General features: G+C 72.0%; 30 protein-coding genes. 11 read left to right on the plus strand and 19 right to left on the minus strand.

All coding sequences use genetic code 11. From position 1 onward, the window contains the following. Positions 1-897, minus strand: an 897-nt coding sequence (locus ACTJKO_RS15725) for a chaplin family protein (protein WP_440690088.1), incomplete at its 3' end; no start/stop codon positions are given. An 86-nt stretch (positions 898-983) separates the two neighbouring features. Further along, positions 984-2,258 (minus strand): hypothetical protein, encoded by a 1,275-nt coding sequence (locus ACTJKO_RS15730; RefSeq protein WP_440690089.1) that lies wholly within the window; start codon positions 2,256-2,258, stop codon positions 984-986. Positions 2,259-2,411: 153 nt separating this feature from the next. On the opposite strand from ACTJKO_RS15730, the gene ACTJKO_RS15735 reads away from it, so the two are divergent. Next, positions 2,412-2,801 (plus strand): GNAT family N-acetyltransferase, encoded by a 390-nt coding sequence (locus ACTJKO_RS15735; protein WP_440690090.1) that lies wholly within the window; start codon positions 2,412-2,414, stop codon positions 2,799-2,801. A 24-nt stretch (positions 2,802-2,825) separates the two neighbouring features. Here ACTJKO_RS15735 and ACTJKO_RS15740 read toward each other — a convergent pair whose 3' ends face one another. The 3 genes from ACTJKO_RS15740 to ACTJKO_RS15750 are packed head-to-tail and all read right to left on the minus strand — an operon-like array spanning position 2,826 to position 4,337. Continuing rightward, a complete protein-coding gene (locus tag ACTJKO_RS15740) occupies positions 2,826-3,353 on the minus strand; it encodes an Lrp/AsnC family transcriptional regulator (RefSeq protein ID WP_440690091.1) in 528 nt (175 codons plus the stop codon). Positions 3,354-3,399: 46 nt separating this feature from the next. Beyond that, positions 3,400-3,906 (minus strand): hypothetical protein, encoded by a 507-nt coding sequence (locus tag ACTJKO_RS15745; protein WP_440690092.1) that lies wholly within the window; start codon positions 3,904-3,906, stop codon positions 3,400-3,402. A gap of 41 nt (positions 3,907-3,947) precedes the next feature. Beyond that, complete coding sequence (locus ACTJKO_RS15750) at positions 3,948-4,337, minus strand: DUF5997 family protein (RefSeq protein WP_440690093.1); 390 nt, start codon at positions 4,335-4,337, stop codon at positions 3,948-3,950. Between the two features lie 33 nt (positions 4,338-4,370). Between ACTJKO_RS15750 and ACTJKO_RS15755 the strand changes: the two genes are divergently transcribed. Further along, positions 4,371-5,123 carry a LysR substrate-binding domain-containing protein gene (locus ACTJKO_RS15755; RefSeq protein ID WP_440690094.1) on the plus strand — a complete coding sequence of 251 codons (753 nt, stop codon included), beginning with the start codon at positions 4,371-4,373 and terminating at the stop codon, positions 5,121-5,123. Positions 5,124-5,135: 12 nt separating this feature from the next. Here the strand turns inward: ACTJKO_RS15755 and ACTJKO_RS15760 are convergent, their stop codons facing one another. The 3 genes from ACTJKO_RS15760 to ACTJKO_RS15770 form a co-directional block, all read right to left on the minus strand. Next, positions 5,136-5,945, minus strand: coding sequence for a DJ-1/PfpI family protein (locus tag ACTJKO_RS15760; RefSeq protein ID WP_440690095.1), 810 nt, complete (start codon positions 5,943-5,945; stop codon positions 5,136-5,138). A 9-nt stretch (positions 5,946-5,954) separates the two neighbouring features. Further along, the gene (locus tag ACTJKO_RS15765) at positions 5,955-6,596 is read right to left on the minus strand and encodes a DNA-3-methyladenine glycosylase I (RefSeq protein ID WP_440690096.1); all 642 of its coding nucleotides are present in this window, start codon (positions 6,594-6,596) and stop codon (positions 5,955-5,957) included. A gap of 61 nt (positions 6,597-6,657) precedes the next feature. Further along, a complete protein-coding gene (locus tag ACTJKO_RS15770) occupies positions 6,658-7,074 on the minus strand; it encodes a VOC family protein (protein ID WP_440690097.1) in 417 nt (138 codons plus the stop codon). Between ACTJKO_RS15770 and ACTJKO_RS15775 the strand changes: the two genes are divergently transcribed. Then, entirely contained in the window at positions 7,055-7,702 is a 648-nt protein-coding gene (locus tag ACTJKO_RS15775) for a DUF3800 domain-containing protein (RefSeq protein WP_440690098.1), read from the plus strand. The genes ACTJKO_RS15770 and ACTJKO_RS15775 overlap by 20 nt on opposite strands. Before the next feature lie 195 nt (positions 7,703-7,897). On the opposite strand, the gene ACTJKO_RS15780 is transcribed toward ACTJKO_RS15775, so the two are convergent. Next, positions 7,898-8,233 (minus strand): hypothetical protein, encoded by a 336-nt coding sequence (locus ACTJKO_RS15780; RefSeq protein ID WP_440690099.1) that lies wholly within the window; start codon positions 8,231-8,233, stop codon positions 7,898-7,900. Positions 8,234-8,257: 24 nt separating this feature from the next. After that, positions 8,258-9,928, minus strand: a complete 1,671-nt coding sequence (locus ACTJKO_RS15785) for a sodium:solute symporter family protein (RefSeq protein WP_440690100.1) — start codon at positions 9,926-9,928, stop codon at positions 8,258-8,260. A gap of 189 nt (positions 9,929-10,117) precedes the next feature. On the opposite strand from ACTJKO_RS15785, the gene aroQ reads away from it, so the two are divergent. Next, complete coding sequence (gene aroQ / locus ACTJKO_RS15790) at positions 10,118-10,561, plus strand: type II 3-dehydroquinate dehydratase (RefSeq protein ID WP_440690101.1); 444 nt, start codon at positions 10,118-10,120, stop codon at positions 10,559-10,561. A 171-nt stretch (positions 10,562-10,732) separates the two neighbouring features. Here the strand turns inward: aroQ and ACTJKO_RS15795 are convergent, their stop codons facing one another. Next, on the minus strand, positions 10,733-11,326 hold the full coding sequence (locus tag ACTJKO_RS15795) for an NAD(P)H-dependent oxidoreductase (protein ID WP_440690102.1): 594 nt from the start codon (positions 11,324-11,326) through the stop codon (positions 10,733-10,735). 88 nt (positions 11,327-11,414) lie between these two features. Between ACTJKO_RS15795 and ACTJKO_RS15800 the strand changes: the two genes are divergently transcribed. Further along, positions 11,415-11,891, plus strand: a complete 477-nt coding sequence (locus tag ACTJKO_RS15800; RefSeq protein ID WP_440690103.1) for an MSMEG_6728 family protein — start codon at positions 11,415-11,417, stop codon at positions 11,889-11,891. Here the strand turns inward: ACTJKO_RS15800 and ACTJKO_RS15805 are convergent. The 7 genes from ACTJKO_RS15805 to ACTJKO_RS15835 all read right to left on the minus strand — a co-directional run bounded on the left by ACTJKO_RS15805 (position 11,851) and on the right by ACTJKO_RS15835 (position 18,365). After that, entirely contained in the window at positions 11,851-12,141 is a 291-nt protein-coding gene (locus ACTJKO_RS15805) for a hypothetical protein (protein WP_440690104.1), read from the minus strand. The genes ACTJKO_RS15800 and ACTJKO_RS15805 overlap by 41 nt on opposite strands. Positions 12,142-12,363: 222 nt before the next feature. Beyond that, positions 12,364-12,630 carry a hypothetical protein gene (locus ACTJKO_RS15810; RefSeq protein ID WP_440690105.1) on the minus strand — a complete coding sequence of 89 codons (267 nt, stop codon included), beginning with the start codon at positions 12,628-12,630 and terminating at the stop codon, positions 12,364-12,366. 89 nt (positions 12,631-12,719) lie between these two features. Further along, positions 12,720-13,859, minus strand: coding sequence for a cysteine desulfurase family protein (locus ACTJKO_RS15815; RefSeq protein ID WP_440690106.1), 1,140 nt, complete (start codon positions 13,857-13,859; stop codon positions 12,720-12,722). Positions 13,860-13,874: 15 nt separating this feature from the next. Then, the gene (nadC, locus tag ACTJKO_RS15820) at positions 13,875-14,747 is read right to left on the minus strand and encodes a carboxylating nicotinate-nucleotide diphosphorylase (RefSeq protein WP_440690107.1); all 873 of its coding nucleotides are present in this window, start codon (positions 14,745-14,747) and stop codon (positions 13,875-13,877) included. Further along, positions 14,744-16,363, minus strand: a complete 1,620-nt coding sequence (locus ACTJKO_RS15825; protein WP_440690108.1) for an L-aspartate oxidase — start codon at positions 16,361-16,363, stop codon at positions 14,744-14,746. Before ACTJKO_RS15825 ends, nadC begins: the two co-directional genes overlap by 4 nt. Before the next feature lie 11 nt (positions 16,364-16,374). After that, positions 16,375-17,646, minus strand: a complete 1,272-nt coding sequence (nadA, locus tag ACTJKO_RS15830) for a quinolinate synthase NadA (protein WP_440690109.1) — start codon at positions 17,644-17,646, stop codon at positions 16,375-16,377. 8 nt (positions 17,647-17,654) lie between these two features. Further along, positions 17,655-18,365 carry an NrtR DNA-binding winged helix domain-containing protein gene (locus ACTJKO_RS15835; RefSeq protein WP_440690110.1) on the minus strand — a complete coding sequence of 237 codons (711 nt, stop codon included), beginning with the start codon at positions 18,363-18,365 and terminating at the stop codon, positions 17,655-17,657. Between the two features lie 100 nt (positions 18,366-18,465). Here ACTJKO_RS15835 and ACTJKO_RS15840 point away from each other — a divergent pair, with 100 nt between their 5' ends. From ACTJKO_RS15840 to ACTJKO_RS15850, 3 genes are all read left to right on the plus strand, one after another. Continuing rightward, positions 18,466-18,747 (plus strand): acylphosphatase, encoded by a 282-nt coding sequence (locus tag ACTJKO_RS15840; RefSeq protein WP_440690111.1) that lies wholly within the window; start codon positions 18,466-18,468, stop codon positions 18,745-18,747. 117 nt (positions 18,748-18,864) lie between these two features. Next, a complete protein-coding gene (locus ACTJKO_RS15845; protein ID WP_440690112.1) occupies positions 18,865-20,340 on the plus strand; it encodes an MDR family MFS transporter in 1,476 nt (491 codons plus the stop codon). Between the two features lie 20 nt (positions 20,341-20,360). After that, positions 20,361-21,608, plus strand: coding sequence for an FAD-binding protein (locus tag ACTJKO_RS15850; protein WP_440690113.1), 1,248 nt, complete (start codon positions 20,361-20,363; stop codon positions 21,606-21,608). A gap of 46 nt (positions 21,609-21,654) precedes the next feature. Here the strand turns inward: ACTJKO_RS15850 and ACTJKO_RS15855 are convergent, their stop codons facing one another. Further along, a complete protein-coding gene (locus ACTJKO_RS15855; protein ID WP_440690114.1) occupies positions 21,655-22,164 on the minus strand; it encodes a 2'-5' RNA ligase family protein in 510 nt (169 codons plus the stop codon). 163 nt (positions 22,165-22,327) lie between these two features. On the opposite strand from ACTJKO_RS15855, the gene ACTJKO_RS15860 reads away from it, so the two are divergent. From ACTJKO_RS15860 to ACTJKO_RS15870, 3 genes are read left to right on the plus strand one after another with little or no spacing between them, the layout of a single operon-like run. Next, the gene (locus tag ACTJKO_RS15860) at positions 22,328-23,278 is read left to right on the plus strand and encodes a MetQ/NlpA family ABC transporter substrate-binding protein (protein WP_440690115.1); all 951 of its coding nucleotides are present in this window, start codon (positions 22,328-22,330) and stop codon (positions 23,276-23,278) included. Continuing rightward, the gene (locus tag ACTJKO_RS15865) at positions 23,278-24,315 is read left to right on the plus strand and encodes a methionine ABC transporter ATP-binding protein (RefSeq protein ID WP_440690116.1); all 1,038 of its coding nucleotides are present in this window, start codon (positions 23,278-23,280) and stop codon (positions 24,313-24,315) included. Before ACTJKO_RS15860 ends, ACTJKO_RS15865 begins: the two co-directional genes overlap by 1 nt. Next, positions 24,309-24,983, plus strand: coding sequence for a methionine ABC transporter permease (locus ACTJKO_RS15870; RefSeq protein WP_440690170.1), 675 nt, complete (start codon positions 24,309-24,311; stop codon positions 24,981-24,983). The genes ACTJKO_RS15865 and ACTJKO_RS15870 overlap by 7 nt, the downstream gene beginning before the upstream one ends. Positions 24,984-25,231: the final 248 nt, after the last annotated feature.

The following is a 25,231-nucleotide window of genomic DNA, read 5'->3' on the forward strand; positions in this document are numbered from 1 at the left end:
CGGAGCCGTCGTACCGGTCGAGGTGCCGTCGCCGAGCAGGGCGATGCCGTTGCCCGACACCGTCACCGGCACGGACACCGCGCCGAGGACCTGCGTGCCCGACAGCAGACCATCGCTCCCGGACGAGCTCGCCGGTGCCGCCGAGGCCGATCCCGTCGACGCCGGCGCAGCTGCGGACGCACCCGAGGTGTTGCCGTCGCCGAGGACGCCGATGCCGTTGCCCGACACCGTGACCGGAACGGACACGACCGGGGCGACCTGCGTGCCGGAGGCCGTGCCGTCCGAACCGGAGGTGCTCGGAGCAGCTGCTGCGGAGGTGGCGGTCGGGGTCGACGTCGATGCCGACGAGGTGGCCGGAGCCGCGGCTGCGTCGCCACCGACGGCGACCGCGTTGCCCGACGCCGTCACCGGAGCGGTGACGTCACCGACGACCTGCGAGCCCGATGCCACCCCGTCCGACCCGGAGGTCGTCGGCGCGGCGGCCGGAGCCGTGGCGGCGGGCGCTGGAGCGGCGGCGGGTGCAGCCGACGCGGCGGCGTCACCGGCGACGGCGATCGCGTTGCCCGCGACCTGCACCGGAGCCGTGACGTCCGGCGCGACCTGCGTGCCCGAGGCAGTGCCGTCGGAGCCCGACGTGGTCGGTGCTGCGGCCGGAGCCGTGGCGGACGTGGACGCCGGTTGCGCCGCCGTCGTCGCGGACGACACCGCGTCGCCGATGACGCCGAGTGCGTTGCCGGTCGCCGACACCGGGGCCGAGACGGACGGCGCCGCTTGGGTGCCCGAGGCGATCCCGTCCGCTCCGGAGGTGGTCGCCGCGTTCGCCGCAGCTGCGCCCCCGAGCGTCAGGCCGCCGACGAAGAGGGTGAACCACAACCCTCTCGAGACGTACTTGTTCATGGTCGTTGCTCCTGATCGAGATGTGTGACCGACCGCGGTCGCGGTCGACTGGTGCGTGCCTGCCGTGCCGGACAGGCGCACCGATCTCAATCAGGGGCGACGTCGTGCTCGCCGACGAGCGACGCGGGAACGGCGTCGTCGGAGAGGGTGCCGCGTGACCCCGCGGCGAGGGAGATCCGGGCGTCGTCGGAGCCGACGATGCCGACCGCTGCGGCCGGGCCCGAGGCCCCCGCGGCGCTGCCGCCGAGGACACCGGCTCCGGGGCCGTCCAGCGGCGTGTGCTGGTTCCCGCCCTGGCCCGCCGGGACGAGCAGCGCTCGCCCGTCGACCGTGACGGCCGAGGGGCGCAGGACGTCGGTCGCGCCGACGACCGCGTCCGAGGACACGTCGTGCGCGACGCCCCGGGCTGCGGGGGCCTGACCCGCGGCGGCCTGGTCGGCGCTCACGATCGTCGGGACCGCCGTGTCGGAGGCAGAGCCCGGCAGACGGGCCGAGCCGCCACGCACGTCGGACGTGCCGAGCACCGGGCCGGTGGGGACGTCCACGACGCCACCCGCGCCTCCCGGCAGCGTGCCGCCGACCACCGGCGGGACGTCCGTGATCACGCCGGGCACCGAGCCGACCGTCGTGCCGACGGTTCCGAGCGTGTCGTCCACCAGTCCCGTGACCGGTCCGGTCACCGTGCCGAGCGTGTCGTCACCGAGCAGGCTCCCGACCAGCGGCACACCGCCGACCGCCTGGTCGAGCGAGTGCACGACGGTGGTCACGGGACGCGCTGCGGTGAGCGACTGGACGGTCGAGGTCACGGGCCGGACGGCGCTTGCCAGCGTGTCGGCGACGGGCCTGGAGGCGCTGCTCGCCGCCGCCGTCCCGGCCTGCGCCGCGGGGGCGGCGGGCGTGGGAACGGGAGCGGTCGCGGTGGTTCCGGCGGCGTGTGCCGGCGTCGCCGGAGCGGTGCTCGACGGCGACGACGGGACGGCGTGCGTCGGGGCGGACGGGGCCGGTGCGGCGGGCTTCGGAGCCGGCGCGGACGCCACCGGAGCGGGTGCCGCGGGCTTGGGGCTCGCCACGACCGGCGCGGACGGAGCAGGCGGCGCGACGACCTTCCGGACGGGCGCGACGGCGCTCTCGACGACGTGTCCGACACCTCCGGTGACCCCCTGGACGGCGTCACCGACCCCGCGAACGAGGCCGCCGGGAGGCGTCTGCTGCTGGGTCTGCGTGGACGTCGTGAGGGTCGCCGCGGAGGCAGGCCGCGAGCCGAGCACGAGGGAGAGCAGCACGAGTGCCGCGGCGATGCCGACGCCGAACAGGGCGTACCGGATCATCGCGCGCCAGGGTGCGCGCAACGCCTGATCCATGCGCTCACCTCCTGGTCTCGGCTGCGCACGTAGAGTGGTTGACCGGCAATGTACGCCGCTCCCGTCCGGAACGCACCAGGTTTCGGGAAAAATCGTCAGGAAAGGCCGGTCTTGGTTTCGATCTTCAACGCTCCGACTCGCAACCTGGACATCGTGACGCTGCACGAGATCCTGCGACTCCGACAGGACGTCTTCGTCGTCGAGCAACAGGCTGCCTACCCCGACATCGACGGCCGCGACCTCGAGCCCGGGACGCTCCAGTTCTGGGCGGGGCAGGGCTCGGTCGACGCCACGCTCCGGCTCCTCCGCGAGGAGGACGGCACCGAGCGGATCGGCCGCGTCGCCACCGCGAAGGCCGCTCGCGGGCAGGGTCTGTCGTCGCAGCTCATGGAGGCCGCGATCACCGAGGCCAGGTCGCCCCGCATCGCGATCGATGCCCAGGCACACCTCGAGCAGTGGTACGCCCGGTTCGGGTTCGTCCGTTCGGGCACGGACTTCGTGGAGGACGGCATCCCGCACCTCCCCATGGTCCGGACGCGCTGACGCGCCTCGCCCGGGGGCGGCGGGTCAGGCGCGCCAGCGCCGGAGCTCGTCGAACGACCGCGCCTGGTGTCCTCGCTCCGCGACCAGCCGTTCGAACACGATGTTCGTCTGCGTCGTGGCGACCGAGGGGTCACCGCTGAGCTCGTCCGCGACGAAGTCCCGGAGTTGCTCGGTGGAGGTGCACGCGATGTGCACGAGGAAGTCCTTGTCCCCCGCCAGGAACGACACGTCCTGCACGACGGGCACCCGGAGCAGGCGTTTCGCGAACTCCCGGAGCTCGTGCCGGGCGGCGGCGTGCACCCGCACCGAGACCATCGCCTCGATCGCGAACCCGAGGCGCGCGATGTCCACGTCGGCGCGGTAGCCGCGGATCACCCCGGCGTCCTCGAGTGCACGGACGCGCGTCAGACAGGTCGACGGGGCGATCCCTACCGCCGCGGCCAGCCGGTTGTTCGGGATCCGGGCGTCCGCGGCGAGGGTCCAGAGGATCCGCTCGTCGACCTCGTCGAGGCGCGGAGCGGGGTCGGGGCGACGGGCGGGACGTTCGGACACGGCTCGACGCTACCGCGACACGACGGTGCTGTGCGGGAGGGCCCTCCTACATCGCGAGCGTCATCCCGACGACGGCGACCGTCATCGCGAAGACCTCGCCGCTCCGTACCGCACGCCGGTCCTCCCGCGCCCACTCGTACCGGAGCAGCCACCCGCTGAACGCGCAGTACCCGATCACTCCGGCGCCGAGCACCGCGGTGAGGGCGATGCCGTGCCCGGCGTGGCCGTCGGCGAGCCCGGTGGCGTGCCCCATCAGGAGCATCCCGGCCATCACGACCGCGGACAGCGCGCGGTGCACGTCCATGGGTTCGGCACGACGGCCGTCCGCGCGACGCCGCCGCATCACCGGCAGCGGCGCGAGGAGGAGCAGCAGCGTCGCCGCGAGGAGCGTCCACACCGCCCCGGCGTGCACGACCGGCAGGACCATCGCGACGAGCATCACGGCGGCGGGGACGATCACCCCCGGACGCGGCCGGTACCGATCGCCGACGATGCAGCACACCGAGGCGAACTGCGGCACGACGAGCATGGCGTCGGCGACGGTCTCGTGCACGGCGGGTCCTCGGGCGGGAGCGTTCGGGTGGTGCGGGTCGGTCAGTCCTCGGCGCGGGCGGCGGCCTTCGCGGCGCGCTCCTGCTTCACGCGGGCGTTCTCGGCGTGCACGGCGGCCTGGGTCGCACGTTCGCGGACGAGCCACTCCGGCTTCTGCTCGAGCAGGCTCTTGATCTCGGCGGTCGTCAGCGGCTCGTCGACGCCCGCGCGGGTCAGCCCGGAGATGGACACGCCGAGCTTCTGCGCGACGACCGGTCGCGGGTGCGGGCCGTCGCGACGGAGGACCTCGAGCCACGCCGGCGGCTGCGTGCGGAGTTCGTCGAACGCGGTCCGGCTGATCGGCGCGTCGCGGAAGGACTCCGGGGCGGCCGCCAGCAGGATGCCGAGCTTCTTCGCGGCCGTCTCGGGCTTCATGGTCTGTTCCTGCGCCATGGAGACAAGGGTACGGCCCCTATGCTCGGTTGCATGACCGCGGCCCTCACCATCGCCTTCGTGCCCGGGGTGTCCCCGGCGAAGTGGGCCCGTGTCTGGCGGGAACGCTTCCCCTCCGTCGAGCTGCGGCTCCGACCGATCGGCGCGGACGAGGTCGACGACGCGCTCGCGGGTGAGGCCGACATGGTCTTCGCTCGGGTCCCCGTCTCGGACGCGCACAACGCGATCCCGCTCTGGACCGAGACCACGGTGGTCGCGATGCCGAAGGACTCACCGCTGGCGGAGTCGTCCGAGGTCGACCTCGGCGAGACCGACGTGCACGTGGTCGACGCCGGCCCCGTGCCCGCGGACGTCGACGGAGCGCTCGACCTCGTCGAGGCGAACGTCGGCGTGGTGGTCCTCCCCCAGTCCCTCTTCCGTGCCGCGAGTCGCAAGGACCTCGTCGCTCGTCCGCTCGTGGGCGCGCCCGGCACACGCATCGTGCTCGCCTGGCGGAGTGAGGACGCGTCCGACACGACGGACGAGTTCATCGGCGTGGTGCGCGGGCGGACCGCGAACAGCTCACGAGGAACCGCCGACCAGCCTGGAGGCGCGGATCCGGCCGACGCCCCGGCCGCGCGTGGGTCCCGTGGTGGCAAGGCCACCGCCTCCAACGCGCGGTCCGCGGCCAAGCAGGCCGCCACGAAGGGCACGGGCGGCGGCACCGGCGGGGGCAAGGCCGGACGCGGCCGGGTGCAGCGGGGCATGAAGGGCAAGCCGAAGCGCGGTTCGAAGGGCAACCGCTGACGTCGGACCCGCTCAGCGGATGACGGCCGCCGCGGCTCGTGCGACCTTCTCGCCCCGGGCCGCTTCGGCCGCCGCACGGGCTTCGGCCACCACGCGGGTGTCGGCACGCGCGGCCGATCCGCCGTCGAACGGGGGTTGCGGGTCGTACTCGATCTGCAACTGGATCGCCTCGGCCGCGGGCTGACCGGCGAGTTCCGCCGCGAGCCACAGCGCCATGTCGATGCCTGCGCTGATCCCGGCGGCGGTCACCACGGCGCCGTCGTCGACCACCCGGTCCTCCACGGGTTGCGCACCGAACGCGGCGAGCAACGGCTTCGACGCCCAGTGCGTCGTCGCCCGCTTGCCGGCGAGGAGTCCGGCGGCGCCGAGCACGAACGCGCCGGTGCAGACCGAGGTCACCCAGGTCGCCCGTCCGGCTTCGCGTCGGACGAAGTCGATGACCGCGACATCGAGCATGGCGTCGAACGCACCGTCACCACCCGGGACGACGAGCACGTCCGCCGGGCCGGCCTCGGCGATGGTGGTCGTCGGCACGAGCGCGAGACCGCAGTCGCTCGGCACCGGGTCGAGCGTCGCGGCGACGTACTCCACGTGCGCGCCCGGCACACGGCTGAGCACCTGTGCCGGACCGGTGAGGTCGAGCTGGGTGAGGTGCGGGAACAGCAGGAAGGAGATCCGGACCTCGTCCGGGTCGTGCTCGGGCGACGCGGCATCGAGGTCGTCGGACGCCTCGGGCGCCGGGACCGCGACGTCGACCGGCACCTCGACGACCTGGGCGTCGACCGGGTGGACGGCGCGCACGCGCGGGTTCTCGGAGTCCATGCCGCGACCCTAGCCCTGCGCCGCTGACGTGGGTCGGTCCCAGACGCCGGAGGTCCCCCGACGATGACTGCCGACGAGGTGCGTGTCGACGATGCCGAGCGCTTCCATCAGCGCGTACATCGTGGTGGGTCCGACGAAGGCGAAGCCGCGCTTCCGCAACGCCTTCGAGAGCGCGACGGACTCGTCGGACTTCGTCGGGACGTCCGCGGAGGAGTGCGGCTCGGGCGTCACCGTGGGGCTGAATGACCACACGAAGTCCGCGAGGCCGCCGTCGGAGCGCAGCGCGATCGTCGCGTTCGCGTTCGTGATCGTCGCCAGGATCTTCGCGCGGTTCCGGACGATCCCGGCGTCCGCCATGAGCCGCGCGACGTCGTCCTCGCCGAACGCGGCGACCTCGTCCGGGTCGAAGTCCGCGAAGGCCGAGCGGAAGGCGGGCCGCTTGGCGAGGATGGTGCGCCAGGACAACCCCGACTGGAACGCCTCGAGCGAGAGCCGTTCGAACACGCCCCGCTCGTCACGCACGGGCATGCCCCACTCGGTGTCGTAGTAGTCGCGGAGCAGCTCGTCCGACGAGGCCCAGACGGGACGGGCGAGACCGTCCGCTCCGATCACGAGGTCCGGTGTGGGCGCAGTGACGGGGTCGGTGCTCATGCGCCCATCCTGTCGTGGGCCGCCGACAGGGCCGCCACCGGCGTCACGGCCCGGGATCGGCTCACGCCGCGGGCGGGCCGTCCTGTGCCGCCTGCGGGTCCATCCACACGTACTCCCAGCGGTGGCCGTCCGGGTCGGTGAAGGACCGCTGGAACATGAACCCGAGGTCCGTCTCCGGCCGGTCCTCGGCGCCACCCGCGGCGACCGCTGCGTCCACGATGCGGTGGACGTCGTCCTTCGACGGTGCGCTGAGGGAGTTGATCACCTCGATCGCCCCCGTGTCCGCGATGGTCTTGTCGGTGAACTCGGCGAACTTCGCGTGTGTGAGGACCATGAGGTAGATGGTCGGGCTGATCACGATGCACGCCGCGGTGTCGTCGGTGAAGGCCTCGTTCACCGAGTAGCCGAGGGCCTCGTAGAACGACTTCGAGCGGTCGAGGTCGGTGACGGGCAGGTTGATGAAGACCATCGTGTCCATGGCGGTTCCTTTCGTCGTGCTCAACCTGGCGCGCGTGGGCCGGGAGCGCAACCGTTCCATCCCGGAACAGGATGATACACAATATTCTACCCGGATGCAGCGCGCGTACGTGGACGAGTCGGAGCCGGGCGGCGGCCTGGACCACACCGCGTACGTGATCGCCGCAGTGCTCGTCTCGAGCGACGACGAGCCGGACACGCGAGATGCGGTGGAGCAGCTGCGCCCGACGCGTATGCGCAAGCTCCACTGGTACGAGGCGTTGCCGACCCAGCGGGTTTCCTGGCTCGATCTCCTTCGCCACGCGGTCGAGATCCTGGTCATCAGGTACGACGGCATGCCGGCACGGCCCGAACGGCGGCGGCGGCGCTGTCTCGAGCGTCTCGTCCACGAACTGGATGCGCGCGGCGTCCACCGGCTCGTGTTCGAGTCGCGCGGGCCGCACGCCGACCGTGGAGACCGCCGGTTGCTCGACTCGTTCCGAGGGTACGGCCTCGGCATGACCCTTCGCCATCAGCACCTCCGAGGAGAGCACGAGCCGCTCCTCGCTCTCGCGGACATCGCGTGCGGTGCTCACAGCGCCGGGGTCCTGGTCGATCATCCTCGATCATCAGAGATCGTGGTGAGGTGAAACCGACCTCGGGGCCGCACAGCGCAAATCCCCGGGCCCCGCGCTGGCTGCAGGTGTTCCGGGGATCACTTTCGAACGAGAGCACCCGATCGACATATCAATACTAGGACGGGTGTCGGGCGGCGTCAACCTTCTCGGGAACGACGGGAGGCGCGGTGCCGACCGGCACCGCGCCTCCCGTCCGGGGCTTGCGGATCAGGCGAGCTCGCGGCCCTCGCCGGCGGCCTTCTGGTGTTCCTCCGCTTCGGCCTGGCCGATGATGTCCTCGGCCGGGACGGGGTTCAGGCGGTCCCAGAGGAAGAACAGCAGCCCGCCGACGAGCATCGACAGTCCGACCCACAGGTTGATGTGGATGCCGCCGGTCTTCTCGGGGTCGGTCTTCCAGTGCACGATGCCGACGATGCCCGTGATCACGCCGTAGACGACGAACAGGCCGCCGAGGATGCGACGCAGGTCGAGTCGACGGGTGGAGCGGACGAGCGCGGCCTTCTGCTCCTCCGTCATCGAGCCCGGGGTGTTGGTGTCACTCATGGTTGATCTCCTTCAGGTGCTCGATCAGAGGAACGGGAGGTAGAGGACGACGCACAGCACGAGTGCGACGGTGCCGAGGAGCGCCGGGGAGCGGTACCAGGCGGTGTCGGTCGCGACGGAGTCGCCGTGCAGGTCGATCTTGCCGACGCCGTAGACCAGACCGCCGAGCTCCTTCTCGGCCTTCGGCTTCGTGAACATCGACACGACGAAGCCGACGACGAGGACCGTCACGAACGAGATGATCGCGCCGTAGAGCGTCTCGGCGGTCCCGGTCGCGAAGAGCTTCGGGTTGACGAGGTAGGCGATCCAGGTGATCGTCGGCGTCACGATGCCGAGGATGTAGCCCCAGAGCGCGCCCTGCGTGGTCATCCGCTTCCACAGCAGACCGAGGATGAACACGGCGAACAGCGGCGCGTTGAAGAACGAGAACAGCGTCTGCATGTAGGTCATGATGTTCGACGCCTGCGCGGCGATGAACGCCGTGGCGATGCCGATGAGCACGCCGACGACGGTCACCCAACGGCCCGTCTTGAGGTAGTGCACGTCGGGCATGTTCGGCTTGATGTAGCGCTGCCAGATGTCGTACGTGAACACCGTGTTGAACGACGAGACGTTCGCCGCCATACCCGCCATGAACGACGCGAGGAGGCCGGTGACCGCGACGCCGAGCACACCGGTCGGCAGGTACATCTGGATGAGCTTCGGGATCGCGTCGTTGTAGTCGAGCGCGCCGGAGGCGAACTGGTTGCCGACGACGGCTGCCGCGATGAGACCGGGGATGACGACGATCGCGGGGATGAAGAGCTTCGGGATCGCGGCGATGAGCGGGGTCCGGCGGGCGGCGGACATGTTCTTCGCCGAGAACGCACGCTGGACCTCGGTGAAGTTGGTCGTCCAGTACCCGAAGCCGAGGACGAAGCCGAGGCCGAGCACGATCGCGAGCCAGTTCGCCCCGATCGGGTTCGTCACGTCGCCGAAGCCGGTGCCGGCCCACGCCTGCAGATGCTGCACGCCCTGCGTCTTCGTGATGGCCGTAGTGAGGCCGTCCCAGCCGCCGACGCGGTGCAGACCGACGATCGTCAGCGGGATGAGGCCGGCGATGATGACGAAGAACTGCATGACCTCGTTGTAGATCGCGCTGCTCAAGCCGCCCAGCGTGATGTAGACGAGCACGAAACCGGCGGAGACGATGATCGCGAGCCACTCGGGCCAGCCGAGCATCGCCTCGATGACGATCGCCATGGCGTAGAGGTTGATGCCGGCGATGAGCACGTTCGACACCGCGAACGCGATCGAGTTCACCAGGTGCGGCGCCTTGCCGAACCGGCGGAGCATGAACTCGGGGACCGAGCGCACCTTCGAGCCGTAGTAGAAGGGCATCATCACGAGACCGAGGAACACCATCGCCGGCACCGCGCCGACCAGGTAGTAGTGCAGGGTCGCCATGCCGATCTGGGCACCGTTGGCGGCCATGCCGAGGATCTCGGTCGCGCCCAGGTTCGCGGACACGAACGCCAGGCCCGTGATCCACGCGGGCATCGACCTGCCCGAGAGGAAGAAGTCCATACTCGTGCGGACCTGCCGCCGAGCCGTGAACCCGATCCCGATGACGACCGCGAAGTACACGATGATCATCAGGTAGTCGACCCAGCCCAAGTCGAGCCGGATCCCGTTGTTCGCTGCAGCGAGAACCATTCAAACTCCACGTCGATGTGTTGCACACGGGCGGGTCCTGCGCCAGCCCAACGGGGGACACTACCCCACCAGTACCGTTCTGTAACTTTTGCGCCGATCGGCACGGTGGCCTATTGTGACCGTTCACATAGCCGGTGCATGTGTCAGCGGGACGGGGGACGACGAAAACGCCGCCGGTAGGCTCACGACATGACCGACCAGCCGCGCATCCTCGTCCTCAACGGCCCGAACCTCGACATCCTCGGACGACGCGACCCCGCCCAGTACGGATCGGTCACACTCGCCGAGATCGAGGCGATCGTGCACACCGAGGCGGCGGTGCACGGGCTCGAGGCGGACTTCCGGCAGACCAACCGCGAGGGTGAGCTGGTCGAGTGGCTGCACGAGGCCCTCGACGACTTCGTCGGCGTGGTCATCAACCCGGCGGCGTACGCGCACACGTCGGTGGCGCTGCACGACGCGGTCGAGGCGTTGTCCGTGCCCGTGGTGGAGGTGCACATCTCGAACACGTGGAAGCGCGAGCCGTTCCGGCACGTCGACCACGTCGCGACCGCGGCGACGGCGGTCATCGCCGGTGCGGGGCCGGACGGGTACCGGTTGGCGGTCGCACACGTCGCGTCGCTGCTGGGCTGAGCGCCGGGCCTTCGCGGGCGGCGGGGGCTGTGGCTGGGGCGTTCTCGTCGCACGACGTGCCGCTCGGGTTCGGCCGCGGCGGCATGTCCTGCGACCAGAACGGCCGCCGACGGCGTGTTGTGCGACCAGAACGAGCGCGACAGCGAGCCCGCGAGGCAGCGCGCCCGCGGCTCAGAAGTCGGCGGGGCGGCGCACATCGGCTCCGGCCGTCGCGAACCCTCCGCGGATGAGCGGGAGCGCCCGGGTCACCGCCTGGTCGATGCGCAGCTCCAGGTCCACGCTGTCGATGTCGTACCCGCCGTCACGCTTGGTGAAGTCCCGCTCGTTGCCGAAGACCCCGATGGGCAGCGTCGTCGACTGGAAGAACCCGAACAGCGGACGCATCTGGTGCTCGACGAGCAGTGCGTGCCGGTCGCTCCCGCCCGTGGCGGTCAGGAGCACCGGGGTGTCGACGAGATCGTACTGCCCGACCCAGTCGAAGAAGAGCTTGAACGCCCCGGAGTAGGCCGCGCGGAACGCCGGGCTGCCGACGACCAGGACGTCCGCGGCCTCGACGGTCTCGAGTGCTGCACGGGTGCGGTCGGACATCGCGTCCCGGGAGGGAGCGGCTCCGAGGTCGGCGAGCAGCGGGCCGATCTCGACGGTCTCCGTCCGCGAACCCTCGAGCTCCTGGCCGAGGCGCGCCACGGTCGCCGCCACCAGGGTGCTCGTGCGCGAGGGGTCCGAGGGGCTGCCACTGACGCCGACGACGAGTTCTCCGCTCATGCGCTCGATGCTCACACGTCCGTCCGCCGGGCGGCACGGTTGTGACGACATGTGTCGGGTTCCAGCGCTGCCGCGTACCGTGCCCGCCATGCAGACGTTCCTGCCGTACCCGGACTTCCGCGCATCGGCGGAGGTGCTCGACGACCGGCGACTCGGCAAGCAGCGCGTCGAGACACTGCAGGTGATGCGGGCACTGACCCTGCCGGACTACGGCTGGCAGCACCACCCCGTCGTGGCGATGTGGCGCGGCCACCGACCGGCCCTGATGGCGTACCAGGACGCCACGTGCCGCGTCTGGTCGGAGCGTGGACACGCCGACACGTGTCTGGAGAAGACGCTCGCCGACCTGGCGCTGGTGCCGGAGGACCTCGAGGCGTACGAGCGCGGTGACTTCCCGCTGCCGGCCTGGAACGACGACCCCGCACTGCACCGTTCCCACCGGTCGAAGCTCGTGCAGAAGGCGCCGGAGCACTACCGGCCGCTGTTCCCCGACGTCCCGGACGACCTCGAGTACGTGTGGCCGGTCAGCGGACGGGGGTCCAGCGAGCGCCGTCTCGCCGGGTGACCACGGCGGACCGGATCTCGGCCGTGGCGGCCATCCCGTCCACGGCGTGGTCGGCGACCGCGAGCGCCACGTCGTCCTCGGGCGCCTCGAACCGGACGACGGCGCACGGCTGACCGCCGAGCAGCCGGACGTCACGCGCCTCGACGACGGTGAGCTCCGCGACGAGCCGGGCGGCCTCGGGCAGGACGGCACCGGGCGCGGCACCGGGGGCGAGCGTCCCGACGGCGAGGGTCACACGGTAGGAGGGCACGACGGCACCGTACCGCGACGCACAGCACCGGGACCCGTCGTGGGCAGCGGGGGGTCGGGCGTCGCGCAGGGGTGGTGCGACGCCCGCGCCCACGACGGGTCGCAGGTGCTGCGGGACACGACGATCAGGGGGTGTCGTGCCCCGCGCCGGACGCAGATCAGGGGCAGCGTCCGGCTCGGCGCACCGTGGGTCCGCAGGGGACGGACCCGACGGTGCTGGTCCTCAAGGGTGTTCGGTGTCCTCTCGGTACCGGTCTGTCTCGGTCGGTGCGGGCATCGACCGTCGGGCCGCCGCGGGTCGGACCATGGGGAGCAGGGCGCTCCCGATGGTCGCCAGTGCTCCGACGACGGCGATGAGCCCGAGCGGGGCGGTGCCGAGGTCGTGCTGCGCGGCCAGGACGAGCGCGAGGACCGTCGCGGGTGCGGGGAGGAGCTGGACCGCCCGGAAGCGGTCCTCCTGCCGGACCCGAGTCGTCATCGCGTTTGCCATGACTCCATGGTGGACCAGATCGGCTGTCCGCAGAAGGGGGGACACGACCCCACTCATGGAGTAGAACGTCTAGTACACCCTGGGCAGGGTCAGCCGAGTCCCCGGACGGTGGCGACCGCCTCGGCGACCGCACGGACGACCAGGGGGACGTCCTCGTCGCCCAGGCCGGCGTCGAAGGTCAGGCGGAGCGCCGTCCGCGCCACGTCCTCGTCGAGCCCGAGGGCGGTGAGCACGTGGGAGGCCTCCGTGCTGCCGGCCGCGCAGGCGCTCCCCGACGAGGACACGACGTCGCGCTCCTCGAGCTCGAGCAGGACGGTCTCCCCGTTCACCCCCGGGAAGCAGAACGACGCATGTCCCGGCAGCCGCGACGTCCGCGACCCGGTGACGAACGCGCCGGGCACCGCGCCCAGCACCCCGTCGAGCACGCCGTCACGGGTCGCCGACGCCGTCGCCGACGAACGCTCGCGGGACCCGGTGGTCAGGGTGAGCGCCGTCGCCACGGCCACGGCTCCGGCGACGTCCTCGGTGCCGGACCGTCTCCCCCGCTCCTGGCCGCCGCCGTGCAGGAGCGGTTCGAGCGGCACCCCGGACCGCACCGCGAGCACGCCCGTCCCCTTGGGGGCGCCCAGCTTGTGCCCGGACATCGACACCGCGTCGACCCCGAGCACGTCGAGGCCGACGGGCAGCCAGGGCGCCGACTGCACGGCGTCGGTGTGGAAGCGGGCCCCGACGGCGTGCGCGGTCGCGGCGAGTGCGGGCACGTCCTGCACGGTGCCGATCTCGTTGTCGGCGTGCGCGATGGACACGAGGGTGGTGTCGGGCCGGAGGGCCGCCGCGAGGACCTCCGGGTGCACGACCCCGTCCGCGTCGACCGGCAGCACCGTCACGTCGAACCCGTGGAACCGTTCCAGGTACCGGCAGCTCTCGAGGACGGCCTCGTGCTCGATCGCGCTCGTGACGACGTGGCGCCCGCGGGGGTCGGCGAGCGCGATGCCCTTCACGGCGGTGTTCGCACCCTCGGTGCCGCCGGTTGTGAAGACCACCTCGGCCGGGCGGCAACCGAGCACCGCGGCCACCGTGGCCCGGGCGTCGGCGAGCCCCCGGGCGGCCGCGTCACCGACCGCGTGCGTGGACGAGGGATTGCCGAACGTGCCGGTCAGGTACGGCCACATCGCTTCGAGCACCTCACGCCGGACGGGCGTGGTGGCGGCCCGGTCCAGGTAGAACACGGCGGGGTCGTCCGGTCAGACCGCGACGTCGATGTCGAGCCCGAGGTCGAGCGCGCGGGCCGAGTGCGTCAGTGCGCCGACCGAGACCACGTCGACCCCGGTGGCCGCGATCGCGGCGACGGTGTCCAGGGAGACCCCGCCGGAGGCCTCGACGAGGGCGCGCCCGGCGACGAGCGCGACCCCCTCGACGAGCATGTCGGGCGTGAAGTTGTCGAGCATGATCGTGTCCACGCCGGCGGCCACGACGGGTTCGACCTGGTCGAGGCGGTCCACCTCGACCTCGAGGTGCACGGTGTGCCCGAGCCGCTCGCGAGCGGCCCGGACGGCGTCCCCGATCCCGACGCCCGCGGCGAGGAGCACGGCCAGGTGGTTGTCCTTCGCGAGCACCGCGTCGGACAGGGAGTTCCGGTGGTTGTGGCCGCCGCCGCAGCGCACCGCGTACCGCTCGATCGCGCGCAGCCCCGGTGTCGTCTTCCGGGTGTCGGCGATGCGCGCACGGGTGACCGAGACGGCTGCGACGTACGCGGCGGTCACGGTCGCGATCCCGGACATCCGCTGCACGAGGTTGAGCGCGACCCGCTCGGCGCGCAGCACGGCGCGGGCGGGGCCGGTCACCGTGGCGAGGACGTCCCCGGCGACGAAGGGAGCACCGTCCTCCGCGTGCAGCACGGCGTCGATCGCCGGGTCGACCGCGTGCATCACGGCGACGAACACGCCACCACCGCTCAGGACCCCGTCCTCGCGTGCGGCGAGCGTGGCGGTCGCGGTCGCGTCGGCCGGGATGAGCGTCTCACTGGTGACGTCGCCCCAGGGCGCGTCCTCCTCGAGCGCGGTCTCGATGACGCGGCGGAGAGCGTGCGCCGGGATGGTGCCGGGATCGGTGGTCATGCGGGTACCTCCTGCGGGACGGTGACGTGCCGGGCCACCCACGCGTACGACGCGGGTGCGTCGGGGTCGGTTCCGGGGTGGTCGGTGCGGGCGTGTGCGCCGCGGGACTCGGTGCGGGTCTCGGCGGCGAGCGCCGTGATCCGCGCCAGGTCGAGCAGCGCGCGGTCCTCGTGGTCGCGCACGGTGACCGGGTCGGGGGCGGCGAGTCCGGCGAGGACCGCCCGTGCGTGCGCGAGTCCGACTGCGTCACGGAGCAGCCCGACGCCGTCGGTCATGACGGTCTGGACCACCTGGCGGAGGTCGGCCGCGTCGGTGGGTCGGGCCGCGCCTCCAGGCAGGGTCGGACGGGAGGCGCGACCCGCGTCGGCCGTGTCGGGCACCTCGGTGGGGTGGAGACCCGCGTCGCCGCGCAGCCGGAGCGTGCCCGGTCGCGGCGCGTCGAGTGCGTCCGCGGCGCGGACGGCGAAGACGAGTCCTTCGAGGAGCGAGTTCGACGCGAGTCGGTTGGCGCCGTGCACGCCGGTGCACGCGACCTCGCCGACCGCGAGGAGACCCGGCACGCTCGTGCGTCCCTCGGCGTCGGTCGCGACGCCGCCCATCGCGTAGTGCGCGGCCGGGGCGACGGGGACGGCCTCGCGGGTCCAGTCGAAGCCGGCGGCCCGCGTGGCGCGGGTGAGCCCGGGGAACCGGCGGACGAGGAATGCGGGGTCGAGCCCGGTGGCGTCGAGGACGACGGGCTCGCCGCCCTGGTCGCGGGCGGCCGCGGCGATCCCCCGTGCGACGACGTCACGTGGGGCGAGCTCGGCGTCGGGGTGGACGGCGGTCATGAACCGGCGCCCGCGAGCGTCGCGGAGGACCGCGCCCTCACCGCGCACGGCTTCGGAGACGAGAGCGCCGCCCGGGACGGCGAGGCGGGTGGGGTGGAACTGCACGAACTCGAGGTCGGCCAGCACCGCGCCGGCACGCCAGGCGGCGGCCTGCCCGTCCCCGGTCGCGACCAGCGGGTTGGTCGTCTCACGGTAGAGGTGACCGGCGCCGCCGGCGGCGAGCACGACGGCGTCGGCGTCGAGGCGCCGCGGCTCGCCGAACAGGTCGAGGACGTCCACGCCGACGACCGCGCCGTCCCGGACCACGAGGTCGGCGAGACAGGTGCGCTCCAGGATCGTGACGTGCCGGCGGTGCAGCGCCCGGATCAGGGTGCGCTCGATCGCCGAGCCGGTGGCGTCGCCGTCCGCGTGCACGACGCGCCACCGCCCGTGGGCCGCCTCGCGTCCGCGGGCCAGGTCGTCGCCGTACCGGTCGATGCTCGCGGGGTCGCTGGTCCGGTCGAAGGGGACGCCGAGGTCCAGGAGGTCCCGGACCCTGGCCGGCCCGTCGGTGCAGAGCACGTCGACGGCGCGTGCGTCCGCGCTGCCGGCGGCCGCGCGGTGCGTGTCCGCCTGGTGGAGCGCTGCGGAGTCGTCGGCGCCGAGCGCGACGGCCACCCCGCCCTGCGCTGCCGAGGTGGCACCGTCGGCGAGCGCGCCCTTCGTCACGAGGGTGACGTCGTGGCGGCTGCTCGCCCGGATCGCTGCGGTCAGCCCGGCGATGCCCGAACCGACGATGACGACGTGCACGGTGTCTGTCCTCAGCCGCGGGGCTTCGCCGCGAGCATGCGCTCGAGCGCGACCCTGGCGTCGGCCTGGACGTCGGCGGGCACGACGATCTCGTTGAGGACCTCGCCGCGGACGAGGGCCTCGAGCACCCAGGCGAGGTAGCCGGGGTGGATCCGGTACATGGTGGAGCACGGGCACACCACGGGGTCGAGGCAGAAGATCGTGTGCTGCGGGTACTCCGCGGCGAGACGGTTCACCATGTTGATCTCGGTGCCGATCGCGAAGGTGGTCGACTCGGTGGCCGCGGCCACGGTCTTCCGGATGAGGTCGGTGCTGCCCGCGGCGTCCGCAGCGTCGACGACCGCCATGGGGCACTCCGGGTGCACGATGACCTGCACGCCGGGGTGCTCGCGCCTCGCCTGCTCGATCTGGTCGACGGTGAACCGGCGGTGCACCGAGCAGAATCCGTGCCAGAGGACGACGCGGGCGTCCTGCAGTGTCTGCACGTCGTTGCCGCCGAGGGGCTTCCGCGGGTTCCACATCGGCATGAGGTCGGTGCTGATCCCCATCGCCTTCGCGGTGTTCCGACCGAGGTGCTGGTCCGGGAAGAAGAGCACGCGCTGCCCCCGCTCGAACGCCCACTCGAGGACCGTCGCCGCGTTCGACGACGTGCACACGATGCCACCGTGCCGCCCGCAGAACGCCTTGAGGTCGGCGGCGGAGTTCATGTACGTGACGGGGATGACGGGTACGCGGCCGTCCGCGTCCGGCTCGGTGCCGTAGACCTGCTCCAGCTCGGCCCACGCCGCCTCGACGCTGTCGATGTCGGCCATGTCGGCCATCGAGCAGCCCGCGGCGAGGTTCGGCAGGATGACGCGCTGGTCGTCGCGGGCGAGGATGTCCGCGGTCTCCGCCATGAAGTGCACGCCGCAGAACACGATCGCCTCGGCGTCGGGCTTCGTCAGGGCGGCGTTCGCGAGTTGGAACGAGTCACCGAGGAAGTCCGCGTGCCGGACGACCTCGTCGCGCTGGTAGAAGTGCCCGAGCACCACGACGCGGTTCCCGAGGGTGGCCTTCGCGCGCTCGATGCGCTCGTGCAGTTCGTCCACCGGGGCGCGCTTGTACTCGTCCGGGATCACGCCCTGCCGCGGCGCCGACGTCGGGATGACGTCCGACATCGACGAGCCCGGACCGTACCCGGGCATCGCGTCGAAGTCCCAGGTGGGCGCGGCGAGGTCGGGCGTGCAGGTGCTGCCCGCGGCCTGCCCGTTGGAGATGCGTTCGATGGTGGTGGCGATGGACACGGCGGTTCCTATCGGTTCTTCGGCTTCTTGCCCGGCTGTAGCGGGCCGTTGTCCGCGTAGGCGAGGTCGGGGTTCGAGCGGTACAGCCGGGCCGGTCGGTGCCGCCCGCCGCTCGTGGTCTCGTCCGTCGGCAGGATCGCGTCGGTCTTCTCGACCTGGCGGCGGAAGTTCGCGGGGTCGAGCGCACGCCCGAGCACCGCCTCGTACACCCCGCGGAGTTCGGCGAGGGTGAACCGGTCCCCCAGGAACGCCTGCGCGATCCGGGAGTACGACATCTTGTTGCGGAGCCGCCAGAGCGCGTACTCGACGATGCGGTCGTGGTCGAACGCGAGCGGCGGGTGCTCGTCGGCGAGGAACCAGCGCACGTTCCAGTCCTCGGGCACCGAGCTCGCCTCGTCCGGGTGCACGAGTGCCCAGTACACGATGGAGACGACGCGCGACGGGGATCGGTCGACGTCACCGAACGCGTAGAGCTGTTCGAGGTAGCGCGGTTGGACGTTGGTCGTCTCGCGGAGGCGCGCGGCGGCGGAGTCCTCGAGCCCCTCGTCCGGACGCACCCACCCGCCGGGGAGTGCCCAGGAGCCCTCGAACGGCTCGGCCACCCGGCGGACCAGGGGCATCCACAGCGCGGGGGCGCCCGTGTCGGGGTGCGGGCGCAGCGCCACGATCACGGTCGAGACCGCGACGCGGATGGGGGGCTCAGGAGATAGTGTCATCATGACTCGAAGTGTTCGGGTTGCGATGACACTATCACCGATGCTCACGAGACCGAAACGGGCGCGAAACCCGCGGCCCGGCCCGCACGCCTACCGTGGGCGCATGACGACGGTGACGAGGGCGCACGCCGTGGTGTCGGGGACGGTCCAGGGGGTCGGGTTCCGGTACTGGACGGCACGGAGGGCCGACGAACTGGGCCTGGTCGGACACGCACGGAACCTGTTCGACGGCACGGTCGAGGTCGAGGCGGAGGGGCCCGCTCCCGCGGTCGACGCGCTGCTCGAGGCGATCCGGACCGGACCGCCGTCCGCCACCGTGTCCGACGTCACCTGGGAGACGATGACGCCGCGCGGCGATGCGGACGGGTTCGACGTCCTGCGCTGAACCCCACCCCGCCGATGTCGGTGGGAAGCGGAATAATCGAATCCACTCAGGCAGTTGGCCTGTCTGCGCGTCGCGCGCCACCTCGATCCGCTGTCCGCGATCCACCAGGAGCCCCGCATGTCCCAGGCCGTCGATTCCGCACCCCGCACGGGCAGCGTCGCGCAGCCCTCCCCCGGCGAGACACGACTGGTGATCGGGCTGCTGCTCGTCTCCGCGTTCGTCGTCATCCTGAACGAGACCATCATGGGCGTCGCACTGCCGCGGCTCATGGACGACCTCGGCATCAGCGCGGCGACCGGCCAGTGGCTGACGACCGGCTTCCTCCTCACGATGGCGGTCGTCATCCCGATCACCGGGTTCCTGCTGCAGCGGTTCAACACCCGGCCGGTGTTCGTCTGGGCGATGAGCCTGTTCTCCGCCGGCACGCTCATCGCCGTGCTCTCGCCGGGCTTCACGATGCTGCTCCTCGGTCGCATCGTGCAGGCGAGCGGGACGGCGATCATGATGCCGCTGCTCATGACCACCGTGCTCACCCTCGTCGAGCCCGCGCACCGCGGTCGCGTGATGGGGAACATCTCGATCGTGATCTCGGTCGCGCCGGCGATCGGTCCCACCATCTCGGGGCTCATCCTCAACGCCTTCTCGTGGCGCTGGCTGTTCGGGTTCGTCCTGCCGATCGCGCTCGCCGCGCTCGTGCTCGGCATGCTCAAGGTGCGGAACGTCTCGACGCCGCGCCGGGTGCCGATCGACGTGCTCTCGGTCGTCCTGTCCGCGTTCGCGTTCGGCGGGGTCGTGTACGGGCTGTCGAGCATCGGCGAGGCCGGCACGACGGGTCCGCTCGTCCCGGTCGCGGCGCTCGTCGTCGGCGTCGTGGCCCTCGCGCTCTTCGTGTTCCGCCAGACGCGGCTGCAGCGGACCGACAGCGCGCTGCTCGACCTGCGGACCTTCCGGACGCGTGGGTTCACCATCCCGATCGTGGCGATGGGGCTGAGCTTCATGGCCATGTTCGGCACGCTGATCCTGCTGCCGATCTACCTCGAGCGGGTCCTCGGGCTCGAGGTGCTGCAGGTCGGACTGCTGCTGCTCCCCGGCGGCCTCATCATGGGCCTGCTGTCGCCCGTCGTCGGTCGGGTGTACGACCGCCGCGGCCCCCGGGTCCTCCTCGTCCCGGGTTCGATCATCGTCAGCGCGGTGCTCTGGGCACTCGCGACCGTGGGCGCGCACACGAGCGTGTGGTTCGTGCTCGGCGCGCACGTCGTCCTCAGCATCGGCCTCGCCCTGACCTTCACCCCGCTGTTCACGGCGGCCCTGGGCGGTCTCCCGCCGAAGCTCTACTCGCACGGCAGTGCGGTCCTGGGCACGGCGCAGCAGCTCGCCGGCGCTGCGGGCACCGCCCTGTTCGTGACACTGCTCACGATCGGAGCGACGAACGCCGCCGCCGGTGGCGCTTCCGGGCTCGCCGAGGCCACGGCGTCGGGCGTGAAGACGGCGTTCCTCGTCGGCGCGGTGATCTCGCTGTTCGGCATCGTGACCGCCGCGCTCGTCCGCCGTCCGGACACCCCCGAGGGTGCACCGGCACCGCCCGTCCACTGACCCGTGGCATCGTGGGCCGCATGCGGTCGACGACGAGCGAGCTGAACTGGTCCGGCACGGTCACCTACACGGCCGAGCGTGTCGTGCGGCCGGCCTCGATCGACGAGGCCGCCGAGGTCGTCGCCCGATCGCCGCGGGTGCACGGCCTGGGGACCCGCCACTCGTTCAACGACGTGGCCGACACCCCCGGCATCCTGCTCGACCTGACGGGAATCCCGACCGACCTCAGCGTGGACCCCGAGCGGCGGACCGTGACGATGGGCGCGGGCACCCGGTACGGGATCGTCGCCCCGGAGATCGACCGGGCTGGCTTCGGCCTGGCGAACATGGGCTCGCTCCCGCACATCTCCCTCGGCGGCGCGATCGCCACCGGCACGCACGGCTCCGGCACCGCGCTCGGTTCGCTGAGCACCGCCGTCCGGTCCTTCGAGCTCCTCGGACCCGACGGCGGCGTCCGCACGATCGACCGCGACGACCCGGCCTTCGACGGTGCCGTCCTGCACCTCGGGTTGCTGGGCATCGTCACCCGGGTCACCCTCGACGTCGAACCGACCTACCGTATGCGGCAGGACACCTACGGACCGATCCCGTGGGACACCTTCACGGAGCACGTCGCCGAGGTCCACGCCGCCGCGACCTCGGTGTGCTCGTACACCGTGTTCGGCGACGAGATCAGCGAGGTCCTGCTGAAGTCCCGCGTCCCGGCCGACGCCCAGGACGTCCAGGTGCCCGACGAGCTCTTCGGGGCGCCGAGGCTCCCCGGGAGTCCGGGCGACGGGCACCACACCGCCCGCGACGGCTCGGTCGGCCCCTGGTGGGACCGGCTCCCGCACTTCCCGATCGAGTCCGTCCCGAGCCACGGGTCGGAAGTGCAGAGCGAACACTTCGTCCCGCTCCGGCACGCGGCCGCGGCACTCGACGCCGTCCGGAGCATGGCCGCCCGGATCCAGCCGCACCTGCACGTGTGCGAGCTCCGGACGATGGCCGCCGACCCCTTCTGGCTCAGCCCGACGCAGGGTGAGGACGTCCTCTGCATCGCGTTCACCTGGCGGAAGCACCCCGCCGAGGTGGCCGCACTGCTGCCGGAGCTGGAGGGCCTGCTCGTCCCCTTCGACGGGCGACCCCACTGGGGGAAGATGAGCTCCCTCGACGCCGGGGCGGTCGCCGACCTCTACCCGCGACTGGCGGACTTCCGCGACCTCGTGTCGGGGGCGGACCCGGAACGGACGTTCGCATCCGCGTTCGGTGAGCGCGTGCTCGGCACCTGACCCGCGCCTCCCGGCCCCTGCGGACCACCGACGCAGGACGAGGGGGTCAGACGACGGGTGTGACGGTCTTCGTCCCGCCGTCCCAGTGCCGGACACCGCCGACCCCCAGGACCTCGGGCAGTTGCGCGGACCGGAGCGCCGCGACGGCCGCGGGCAGGTCCTCGTCCCGCACGCGACGCGCGAGGGTGACGTGCGGCGACCACCGGCCCGGCAGCGTCGACACGACCGAGGCCGGCACCGTCCCGCGCACCGCTTCGTGCACCGCCTCGTGGAAGGCGGCGAGCGCACGGTCGACGACGACGGCACGCACGAGGACCGAACGCCCCGGGCCCGCCGGGAAGAGCAGGAGCCCACCGAGCGTCACCGACGCGGGCAGGGGTACCGCCGGGACCCGCGGCACGGGGAGTCCCTCCCCCGCCGCGAGCGTCACGTGCGGCGCGTTCGACGGCGACGGGTGCCGACCGAGACTCGGCAGGTCGGCGGCAACCAGCGCGGACCACGCCGATCGCACCGCGGCGTCCGAAGCGGGGTCGAGGACGAGTTCGATGCTGCGCACCACACCAGTGAACCCGGGTCCGGACCACCCGGACCGGTGCGCCGTGTGTCCTCGATGTAACACGACGGAACGGAACTCGCGAGGCGCTGGGCGGCCCGTCACACTCGACTCCACGCCGCGGACCACCGCGGTTCCCCACAGCACGGCCCACGAGGAGCACCCCATGTCCGCAGCACCCGCACTGCCCGAGAAGCCGAAGGGCAAGCGCCCCATCGGCTGGATCATCGCCGCCGCGGTGGTCGTCGTCGCGATCGTCGTCGCGGTGATCGTCAGCGCCGTCCGGGCGGGCGGTGACGACAGCGGCGCAGCGGCCGGTGGGACGCGCAAGACCGTCACGATCGGCGTCGCGGACAAGTCACTCGCGTACTGGAGCACGTACACGAAGCTCGCGAAGGAGAAGCTCGGCGTCACCGTGAAGCTCACGAACTTCGCGGACTACTCGCTGCCGAACCCCGCGCTCAAGGACGGCCAGCTGGACCTCAACCAGTTCCAGCACATCCAGTACCTCGCGGACTACAACGTGACGTCGCACGACGACCTGCAGCCGATCGGCTCGACGGCCGTGTACCCGCTGCCGCTCTACGCGACGAAGTACGACAAGGCCTCGGCCATCCCCGAGGGCGCGAAGATCGCCATCCCGAACGACTCGATCAACGAGGCCCGTGCCCTCCTCGTGCTGCAGGGCGCGAAGCTCCTGACGCTCAAGGACGGCGGTTCGGCGTTCTCGACCACGGCGGACATCGAGACCAAGAAGGTCGACGTCCAGCCGCTCGACGCCTCCCAGACCGCGAACGCGCTGCAGCAGGGCTCCGTCGCCGGCGCCGTCGTGAACAACAACTTCGCCACCGCCGCCGGGCTGCCGTCCTCCGACGTCGTCTACCAGGACGACCCCGCGAGCGCCAACGCCGCCCCGTACGTGAACGTGTTCGCGGCCCGCAAGGCGGACAAGGACGACAAGACCTACCTCGCCCTCGCGAAGCTCTTCCAGGACGAGTCGGTGCAGAAGGCCTTCCTCAAGGACAACCCCGCCGCGGTCGTCCGCGACGAGAGCCCCGCCTCGCTGCAGAAGGAGCTCACGCAGGTCGAGCAGGACGCGAAGGCGGCCAAGCAGTAGTGCCGGTCCTCGTCGAACTCCGCGGCGTCTCGAAGCACTACCGCCGAGCCGACACCGGCGAGACCGTGGTGGCCGTCGAGGACGTCTCCCTGGACGTGCACCAGGGAGAGGTCCTCGGCGTCATCGGGTACTCCGGCGCCGGCAAGTCCACCCTCGTGCGGCTCGTCAACGCGCTCGAGCTGCCGTCGTCCGGGTCGGTCGTCGTGGGCGGTCAGGACCTCACGACCATCGCCGAGAAGGACCGCCGGTCGGCGCGTCGCAAGATCGGGATGATCTTCCAGCAGTTCAACCTGTTCCGGTCGCGCACCATCGCCGGCAACGTGGCCTACCCGCTCAAGGTCGCCGGGGTGGCAAAGGCGGAACGGGACCGCCGCGTCGCCGAGCTCCTCGACTTCGTCGGGCTGCTCGACCGCGCCCACGCCTACCCCGAGCAGCTGTCCGGCGGGCAGAAGCAGCGCGTGGGCATCGCCCGGGCGCTCGCGTCGAACCCGGAACTCCTGCTCGCCGACGAGGCCACGAGCGCGCTCGATCCGGAGACCACGTCCGAGGTGCTCGCGCTCTTGCGCCGCGTCAACCGGGAACTCGGGGTCACCATCGTCGTCATCACGCACGAGATGGACGCCGTCCGGCAGATCGCCGATCGGGTCGCCGTCATGGAGCGGGGCCGGGTGGTCGAGGTCGGGGACGTGTACGACCTGTTCTCGGCGCCGCAGACCGACGCGGCGCAGCGCTTCGTGCGAACGGCCCTGCACGACCGCCCCTCCGCCGAGACGATCGCCCGGCTGCGGACCCGTCACCCGGGGCGGCTGGTGACCGTGCAGATCTCCGACGAGGCGGGCCTGCAGAACCGGATCGACGGCGCCTTCCGCGAGGCAGGCGTCACCGCCGAGCTCGTCTACGGCGGGGTCGGCGAGATCCGGGAGCGGCGCATCGGATCCCTGACCTACGAACTCACCGGGGCCGAGGGCTCCGTGGACACCGCGATCGTCGCGCTCCGCACCGCCGGGGTCACGACCGACGAGGAGGACGCATCGTGAACAACACGTTCCAGAGCGTCATCGACACGTTCGACATCTTCCTCGGAGCCGTCCGCGACACCATCGTCATGTCGATCGTGTCCCTCGTCATCGCCGGCATCATCGGGCTCGCGCTCGGCCTCGCGCTGTACGCCACCCGTCCGGGCAACCTGCTCGGCAACCGCACCGCGCACACCATCCTCAACGTGGTCGTGAACCTGGTCCGGCCGATCCCGTTCGTCATCTTCCTCGCGGCGATCGCACCGCTGTCGCGGGTCGTGGTGCAGACCACCATCGGCGTGCCCGCGGTGACGTTCGCGATCTCGTTGGCGGCGGCGTTCGCGGTCTCCCGGATCGTCGAGCAGAACCTGCTGGCGGTCGACCCCGGCGTGGTCGAGGCCGCGCGGTCGGCGGGGGCGCACCCGGTCTCGATCCTGCTCACGGTGCTCATCCCCGAGGGCCTCGGACCGCTCATCCTCGGCTACACCTTCATCTACATCGGCATCGTCGACATGACGGCGCAGGGTGCGTTGATCGGCGGAGGTGGTCTCGGCGAGTACGCGATCACGTACGGGTCGCAGCGGTACGACTGGTGGATCGTGTACGTCTCGGTCGCGGCGATCGTCGTGATCGTGCAGCTCGGTCAGTTCCTCGGGAACCGGCTGGCCCGGGCGACGCTGCGGCGCTGACCCGCCCGCCGCCGCCGGCCCGCCCGGCCCCCGGCCCGGCCCGGCCCCCGAGTGTGCGAAATACGTCACACTCGCGTCGCCGGGACGGCACCGAACGCGCACTCGACGCAACGCGCGCGGCGTGTCCCGACCACTCGCCGACGCGACCGCCTGGAGGCGCGGAGCCGGCCCACGAGACCGGCACCGCGCCTCCAGGCGTGCACCGGGCGCGGGACGCACCCCGAGTGTGCGAAATACGTCACACTCGC

The sequence above is a fragment of the Curtobacterium sp. 22159 genome, from assembly GCF_052045775.1.
GTDB lineage: Bacteria > Actinomycetota > Actinomycetes > Actinomycetales > Microbacteriaceae > Curtobacterium.

Excerpts from the sequence above, each read along its gene's own strand:
- ACTJKO_RS15730 (WP_440690089.1), bottom strand. The coding sequence starts at position 2,258 with ATGGATCAGGCGTTGCGCGCACCCTGGCGCGCGATGATCCGGTACGCC.
- ACTJKO_RS15795 (WP_440690102.1), bottom strand. The coding sequence starts at position 11,326 with ATGAGCGGAGAACTCGTCGTCGGCGTCAGTGGCAGCCCCTCGGACCCC.
- aroQ (WP_440690101.1), top strand. The coding sequence starts at position 10,118 with ATGACCGACCAGCCGCGCATCCTCGTCCTCAACGGCCCGAACCTCGAC.
- ACTJKO_RS15755 (WP_440690094.1), top strand. The coding sequence starts at position 4,371 with ATGACCGCGGCCCTCACCATCGCCTTCGTGCCCGGGGTGTCCCCGGCG.
- ACTJKO_RS15750 (WP_440690093.1), bottom strand. The coding sequence starts at position 4,337 with ATGGCGCAGGAACAGACCATGAAGCCCGAGACGGCCGCGAAGAAGCTC.
- ACTJKO_RS15780 (WP_440690099.1), bottom strand. The coding sequence starts at position 8,233 with ATGAGTGACACCAACACCCCGGGCTCGATGACGGAGGAGCAGAAGGCC.
- ACTJKO_RS15800 (WP_440690103.1), top strand. The coding sequence starts at position 11,415 with ATGCAGACGTTCCTGCCGTACCCGGACTTCCGCGCATCGGCGGAGGTG.
- ACTJKO_RS15775 (WP_440690098.1), top strand. The coding sequence starts at position 7,055 with ATGAAGACCATCGTGTCCATGGCGGTTCCTTTCGTCGTGCTCAACCTG.
- nadC (WP_440690107.1), bottom strand. The coding sequence starts at position 14,747 with ATGACCACCGATCCCGGCACCATCCCGGCGCACGCTCTCCGCCGCGTC.
- ACTJKO_RS15835 (WP_440690110.1), bottom strand. The coding sequence starts at position 18,365 with ATGATGACACTATCTCCTGAGCCCCCCATCCGCGTCGCGGTCTCGACC.
- ACTJKO_RS15860 (WP_440690115.1), top strand. The coding sequence starts at position 22,328 with ATGTCCGCAGCACCCGCACTGCCCGAGAAGCCGAAGGGCAAGCGCCCC.
- ACTJKO_RS15785 (WP_440690100.1), bottom strand. The coding sequence starts at position 9,928 with ATGGTTCTCGCTGCAGCGAACAACGGGATCCGGCTCGACTTGGGCTGG.
- ACTJKO_RS15840 (WP_440690111.1), top strand. The coding sequence starts at position 18,466 with ATGACGACGGTGACGAGGGCGCACGCCGTGGTGTCGGGGACGGTCCAG.
- ACTJKO_RS15765 (WP_440690096.1), bottom strand. The coding sequence starts at position 6,596 with ATGAGCACCGACCCCGTCACTGCGCCCACACCGGACCTCGTGATCGGA.
- ACTJKO_RS15850 (WP_440690113.1), top strand. The coding sequence starts at position 20,361 with ATGCGGTCGACGACGAGCGAGCTGAACTGGTCCGGCACGGTCACCTAC.
- ACTJKO_RS15845 (WP_440690112.1), top strand. The coding sequence starts at position 18,865 with ATGTCCCAGGCCGTCGATTCCGCACCCCGCACGGGCAGCGTCGCGCAG.
- ACTJKO_RS15760 (WP_440690095.1), bottom strand. The coding sequence starts at position 5,945 with ATGGACTCCGAGAACCCGCGCGTGCGCGCCGTCCACCCGGTCGACGCC.
- ACTJKO_RS15810 (WP_440690105.1), bottom strand. The coding sequence starts at position 12,630 with ATGGCAAACGCGATGACGACTCGGGTCCGGCAGGAGGACCGCTTCCGG.
- ACTJKO_RS15770 (WP_440690097.1), bottom strand. The coding sequence starts at position 7,074 with ATGGACACGATGGTCTTCATCAACCTGCCCGTCACCGACCTCGACCGC.